This window comes from Methylomonas koyamae (assembly GCF_001644025.1).
GTDB lineage: Bacteria > Pseudomonadota > Gammaproteobacteria > Methylococcales > Methylomonadaceae > Methylomonas > Methylomonas koyamae_A.
On record NZ_LUUK01000194.1, the window covers coordinates 114,639 to 121,078 of the forward strand.

At 55.2% G+C, this 6,440-nt stretch carries 5 protein-coding genes; 1 reads left to right on the forward strand and 4 read right to left on the reverse strand.

Annotated features, from left to right (window positions below):
- Window positions 1-12: 12 nt before the first annotated feature.
- The 3 genes from A1355_RS18370 to serA all read right to left on the reverse strand — a co-directional run bounded on the left by A1355_RS18370 (window position 13) and on the right by serA (window position 3,059).
- Window positions 13-768, reverse strand: coding sequence for a YebC/PmpR family DNA-binding transcriptional regulator (locus A1355_RS18370; protein ID WP_064030728.1), 756 nt, complete (start codon window positions 766-768; stop codon window positions 13-15).
- Between the two features lie 69 nt (window positions 769-837).
- On the reverse strand, window positions 838-1,479 hold the full coding sequence (locus A1355_RS18375; RefSeq protein WP_064030729.1) for an HAD-IB family phosphatase: 642 nt from the start codon (window positions 1,477-1,479) through the stop codon (window positions 838-840).
- A complete protein-coding gene (gene serA, locus A1355_RS18380) occupies window positions 1,476-3,059 on the reverse strand; it encodes a phosphoglycerate dehydrogenase (RefSeq protein WP_064030740.1) in 1,584 nt (527 codons plus the stop codon). Before serA ends, A1355_RS18375 begins: the two co-directional genes overlap by 4 nt.
- Here serA and A1355_RS18385 point away from each other — a divergent pair.
- A complete protein-coding gene (locus tag A1355_RS18385; RefSeq protein ID WP_231883722.1) occupies window positions 2,997-3,626 on the forward strand; it encodes a TlpA disulfide reductase family protein in 630 nt (209 codons plus the stop codon). The genes serA and A1355_RS18385 overlap by 63 nt on opposite strands.
- Before the next feature lie 496 nt (window positions 3,627-4,122).
- Here A1355_RS18385 and A1355_RS25795 read toward each other — a convergent pair.
- The coding region (locus A1355_RS25795; protein ID WP_197471847.1) for a beta strand repeat-containing protein at window positions 4,123-6,440 on the reverse strand (2,318 nt) is incomplete at its 5' end.

A 6,440-nucleotide genomic window follows, 5' to 3' on the forward strand; every position in this document is an offset into this window, starting at 1 on the left:
GTTAAAAAGAACTTAATCATTGCCGAGCGACATCATGATGTCGTCGCTGATATCGGCATTGGTATAAACGTCTTGTACGTCGTCCAGATCTTCAAGACGATCGATTAATTTAAGCATTTTCTCGGCCGCTTCACTGTCCAGATCGGTTTTGACATCGGCGTGCATGGTCACTTCGGAATTTTCCGCCACCAAGCCCACCGCCGCCAACGCTTCCTTGACGTTCAAGTAATCGTCGGGCGCGGTAAAGACGTCTATCGAACCATCGTCGTTGGTTACAACGTCTTCCGCGCCGGCTTCCATCGCGGCTTCCATCACCGCATCCTCGTCGACCTCGCTCGAAAAACCGATGATCCCCACTTTGCGAAACATATAAGCCACGGAGCCGTCGGTACCCAGATTGCCGCCGTGTTTGGAGAAGGCATGCCGCACATCGGCGACGGTACGGTTGCGGTTGTCGGTCAGACAGTTAACCATTACCGCCGTGCCGCCCGGACCGTAGCCTTCGTAGCGCACTTCTTCGTAAACCACGCCATCCAAAGCACCGGTGGCTTTTTTGATCGTATTGTCGATGGTGTCGCGCTTCATGTTGGCGCCCAAGGCCTTGTCGATCGCGGTACGCAAGCTAGGATTATTGGCCGGATCGCCACCACCGGAGCTTTTGGCCGCGACGGTGATTTCCCGAATGAGCTTGGTAAAAATCTTACCGCGCTTGGCGTCTTGAGCGCCTTTGCGGTGTTTGATGTTTGCCCACTTACTGTGCCCAGCCATGCTATCCCTCTGAAACCTATAAAAAACCGAGAATTCTACCACCCTAGCGCCCGCTAATCGACCCTAGCCTTACAGCAAATAAGGCAAAACGGCCATCAGCGACGGTTCGATAACATAACAATCCGCCTCGGCCTCGACCATAGGGCGCCGCACGACCCCGCCGAAACCCACCATGTAAGCGCCGGCCTGTTTTGCTTCCAGATCGGTTTTTCCGTCACCGACCATCGCCAGCGCGGCGTGGCGCATTCGTAGCCTGCGACAAATTCTGGCTTTCCCGCCGCTAACCGCCAGCGGCGAATGCACCGCAAATCCGAGATACTGACCGACAGCGTCGAATTCGACGTCAACCGCATGTACATTGGCCTCGGGTATCCCCAAGTAGTCCGCCAACGGCAAAATCGCTTGGCGCAAACCGCCGCTGACGATATGTATTTCCTTGCCATGCGCCAACAGCGAATCCACGGTTTCCTTGACGCCGTCGACGATTTCATCGAGATACAATTGTGCCAACCAAGCAATCGCCGCCCTGTCCGGCCGAATTAATTCCAAGCGCTTGGCATACACCTCTTCCAGGGGTAACTCGCCATTCATCGCCGCGTCGGTTAGCGCCGCCACTTGCTCGAACAAGCCGTTGCGCCTAGCCAACTCGTCGATTCCCTCTACTCTGCTCAAAGTACTATCGCAGTCGAAACAGATAACATCAAACTTCATAACACGATTTGCCTTGCCGTTTGTACCGCGGGCACGTCGCAAACGGCCTGCAGCAATTGTGGATTTAACGGATTGGATACGCTGATCGCCATCATCGCCGATTGCTGGCGATCGGCATTGCTGACCTGCATCCGAGTGATATTGATGCCGGCCCCGCCCAATATCGAGCTAATAGCGGCAATCACCCCCGGCCGGTCGTGATGACGAGTAATCAGCAGCACGCCTTCCGGGACCACTTCAATTTCGAAATGATTCATACTGACCAACCGCGGATGCTGATCTCCAAGCAATGTTCCCGCCAAAATCACTGAATGATCACCGCAATGACCGGTAATCCGAATCAACGATTGGTATCCTTCCGATAATTCACTTTGAGACTCGAGCAAAACAATGCCTTGCCGCTTGGCGATCCGTTCGACATTGACCCGGTTCACCGGTGACGACAATTGCCCGGCCAACAAGCCGATCAGTGCTTCGGCGGAAATCGGCCGAACCTTGGCATACGCGGCCTTACCAAACAACGCCACTTCCAAGCGTTCAATCGGCTGATCGAGCAACTCGGCCAGCACCTTCCCGAGTATATTAGCCAAGCGCATAAAGGGTTGAGCCAAATTCAACTCCTCACTGGACACTCTGTCCAAATTCAGCGCATTGATGGCTTCGCCGGTTTGTAAATATTGGGTCACTTGCCTAGCGATTTCAACACTGACCGCTGTTTGCGCTTCCTTGGTCGAGGCCCCGAGATGCGGGGTAAAAACGACGTTATCCAATTCAAACAAAGGATGTTGTTGCGGCGGTTCTTGCTCGAAAACATCCAACGCCGCGCCCGCCAATCTTCCGGAATGCAACGCTTGAAACAGCGCCTGTTCATCGACTAGCCCGCCCCGCGCGCAATTGATCAAACGCGCACTTTTTTTCATCGCCGCAAATTGATCGGGCCCGAGCACATGGCGCGTTTTTTCTAGCAAGGGACAATGCAGGGTCAAGTAGTCGGCTTGCCGAACCAAACTATCGAAATCCATCATCTCGACGCCGTACTTGCTGAAAATTTCAGGCGCCACGAACGGATCGTGGGCAATGACCCGCATCCCCAATCCATGCCCGCGTAGTGCGACTATGCGTCCTATCGTGCCAAAACCGAGAATGGCAAGCGTCTTATGAGCGATCTCGCTTCCCATCAACTTAGACCTTTCCCATTTCCCGGCACGCACCGATTGATTGGCGGCCGGCAAATTCCGACTGAGCGAAAGCATGTGCGCAATGGCGAGCTCCGCGGTTGTCGTGGCGTTGGCATCGGGGGTATTCATAACGATAATGCCGCGCTCGGTCGCGGCATTGAGGTCAACGTTATCGACGCCGATACCGGCGCGACCGATAATTTTTAAATTTTTCGCGGCGGCAAGTACTTTAGCGCTGACCTGGGTCTCGCTACGAATCAGTAGCGCATCGTAATCCGCAATCAATTCACAAAGCTCGTCCTCGGTCAATCCGGTTTGAATTCGAAGCTGCAAACCCGGTTGAGCCGTCAGAAAGTTAATACCTTCTTCGGCCAATCTGTCCGAAACCAAGACTTTTTTCATCGTTCCCACCGCAATGCCAAGCATAACGGGCATTCTAGCAGCTTTGCTATAATCGCCGGACCGCCCCGATTGAAAAAACCCATGACACTGAAGACCGCGCTGTTCGCTTTGCTGCTATTTGGCGGTGCCGCCGGAATTTTCCAGCTAGTCGACCGAACACCGCTCGCGCCCGACCACACTTTTACCTCGCTAAACGGCGAGCAAATTTCGTTGCGGCAATTGCGTGGCTCACCGGTATTGGTCACGTTTTGGGCGACGGACTGCGCCAGCTGCCTTTCTGAAATCCCCACCTTGATCAATTGGCATCATCGATTTGCCAACCGTGGCTTGAAAATTATCGCGGTAGCGATGTATTACGATCCCCCGAATCGGGTATTAGAACTAACGAGAGAGCGAAAGCTACCCTACGACGTTGCGTTGGATGTCGACGGCAGCGGCGCTGCTGATTTCGGTAACGTAAACTTAACCCCGACGACATTCCTAATCGACAGCACGGGGAAATTAATTCTGCATCAAATTGGAATGGGTGACTTAGTCGAGTTGGAAGCTCGCATTTCAACGTTGTGAGTAAGCGCCCTTTAAACCACGCGATTGACTTTTCGGACAAAGCGATAGCGACATCGGCAGTCTCGCCGGTACCCGACGATTAATGGCCGAGATAATCGCCTATTGCGCTCCGTCATAGGTATCCACCTCGTTATCAGTGAACACTATCTCCGCTTGCTTCGATCTGCGGATATAGACGCGGTTAATAAACCGCTTACTTTAAAACCTAAGAGTCAGCCGATAAACCGTTTATCTTCATCCTGCGGAGCAGCTCGCGTCCCCAGCCTTCGCAAACTAGGGTCGTGAAGGCTGAGGTAAGGGCGCGATTTTTCCTGAAATAGGCGACGGGATTAAATTACCCGTCCAATATTCGCCGAAACTACAGCTGGATTTATCCTCAGCGGAAGACACTCCGCTGGGTGCCGAAGGCTACGTAATCGTCATTGCGTAGCAGGAGAAGACTCGGTTAAAGCCGATCGATCGGGGAAACCCTAGACCGGCTGTTATTGCCGAGAAGTCAGATCGCTTGGCCTTGTTTTTCGATGGTCACGACAATCGATTTTTGTTGGCCGCTCGGACTGGTTTGAGTAATGACGACTTGCAGCGGCAATTGCGCGGCACCAGCGTTGTCGGTACTAAAACTTAAAGAGTGGCTATTGAAATTCAGCCAAGCCGGTAGCGGTTCGCCGTTACCCATTTTGGCTGTAACGGTGCCTTCGCCGGCCGTTGTAGACAATGCGCCGGCGGGCAGCGCAAAGCTGAACCCGCTCGAGTAATCGCTCACCTCGACATGGGCGACGATCTGCACCTGACTTCCCGCTACCAGGGTTTGAGACGCCAATAAATGCACGGTATTGCTTAATTGAGTCGGCGCTTCACCCCCCGTCGCCATGCCGCTTGCGGCGTTCCCGCCGCTATTGATCCCCGAGTCGGCGATGCTGAATTGCACGCTGCGGTTGCTGTCGGTACCTCGCAGCGCGGACATGGCCAAGCCGGTAGTCCGTCCGCCGCCGCCACTGCCGGTATTGTTACTATTCGAACTTCCGCCGTTATCCGGTACCACGGTGCCAGCGTTAACGGTCTCGGTCGGCGCTGGGGTATTGACCGTAGGCGGTTGCAGAATGGTGACCATTGGGTTGCCGCCGGCTAATGTGTAATTGCTGGCCAAGCCGCCATTACCACCGTCGGCCAAGGCCAAAGTCCCGAGATCGACCGGTTTATCGATACCCGCGCGATTATCCGACATTAAACCCGCGCCGCTCAGCAACAGGGTTTCGTTACCGACCAAGGTGCCTAAATTGAAAATGTCGGAATTCACCACATTGCTGCCGTCGAACACTCTCGAACCGGTTAAATGGATGACGTAGGGCAGAACGGTGCTGGTGGTGTTGTCGCTATAACTGATTGCGTAATTGTTGCCTCCGTTGCCGTCGGAAACACTAATTCCGCTAACCGTCACGGTGCTGCTGCCGTTGGCGTTTTTATCGGTAAACGTGTACACGCCGCCGGATAAACTATCCGAGCCGAAGAGCTGACTACCGCTGCCGGCTTTGACGATCGGTGCTCCCGAGGCGGACGTGGTGCCGTCGTATGTTTTGATGACGTCGCTGGTGGTCAAAACCAAATTGGCTTGGCTAATGTCGGCGCTAAGATCGCCGCCGATCAAGGTATAGTTGCTGGCCAGGCCGCCGTTGCTTCCGTCGGCCAACGCCAAGGAGCCCAAACTTACGGTTTTACCGGTACCAACGTTTTTATCGCCTAAGGCGCCCGCCCCCGTGAGGATTAAAGTCTCGCCACCGACCAGACTTCCGGTGTGCAAATCCCCGGCGGCGACAACTGTGGTACCGTCATAACTCCGGCCTCCACTCAGGTTCACGACAAACGGGTTGATCGTGCTGGTGGTGTTATTCACGTACGACACCGAGTAATTATCGCCGGAATTGCCATCGTTCACGGTGACAGCGGCAACCGTGACGGTTTTGGTGCCGATACCGACATTTTTATCGGTGAAGGCAAACGAGCCGCCGATCAGGCTGTCGCTACCGTAGAGTGTGCCGCTCGAGACGATCGCGGTGCCGATTGCCGACGTATTGCCATCGTAGGTTTTACTGACGTTTTCGGTGCCGACGGTCAAATTTGCCGCGGAGATGGTGGCGTTATGGGTGCCGCCCGCCAGGGTATAGTTGCTGGCCAAACCGCCGTTACTGCCGTCGGCCAGCGCCAGACTGCCCAGCGTCAAGGACTTACCGACCCCTACGTTTTTATCCGCCACCGTGCCGGTACCGGTTAGACTCAAGGTTTCGCTTCCGACCAGAGTGCTCATGGCAAAAATATTGGCCGCCGCGTTGGTACTGCCGTCGTAGCTGCGATTGCCTGTCAAACTGACTGCGTAGGCCGTCACATCGGCGCTACGCGTACCGCCGACCAACGTGTAATTGCTAGCCAAACCGCCGTTGTCGCCGTCGCCCAAGGCCAAGGAGCCAAGCGCGACCGTTTTACCGGTGCCGACATTTTGGTCCGCGACGCTTCCGGCGCCGGTCAGAGTCAATGTTTCACCGCCAACCAGAGTAGAGGTCGTCAAACTGGCTGCATTGATGACTGTGGTGCCGTCGTAGGTACGGCTACCGGTCAGATCGACCGTGTAGGCCCCGATGTCGGCAGTATGGGTGCCGCCGCTCAACGTGTAGTTGCTGGCCAAGCCGCCGTTCGTGCCGTCGGCCAGCGCCAAAGTCCCCAGCGTCACCGCTTTGCCGGTGCCGACGTTTTTGCTGGCAATGGTGCCGGTGCCGCTCAGGTTCAGGGTTTCGCTACCGACCAAACTCCCCGCCGAGAAGA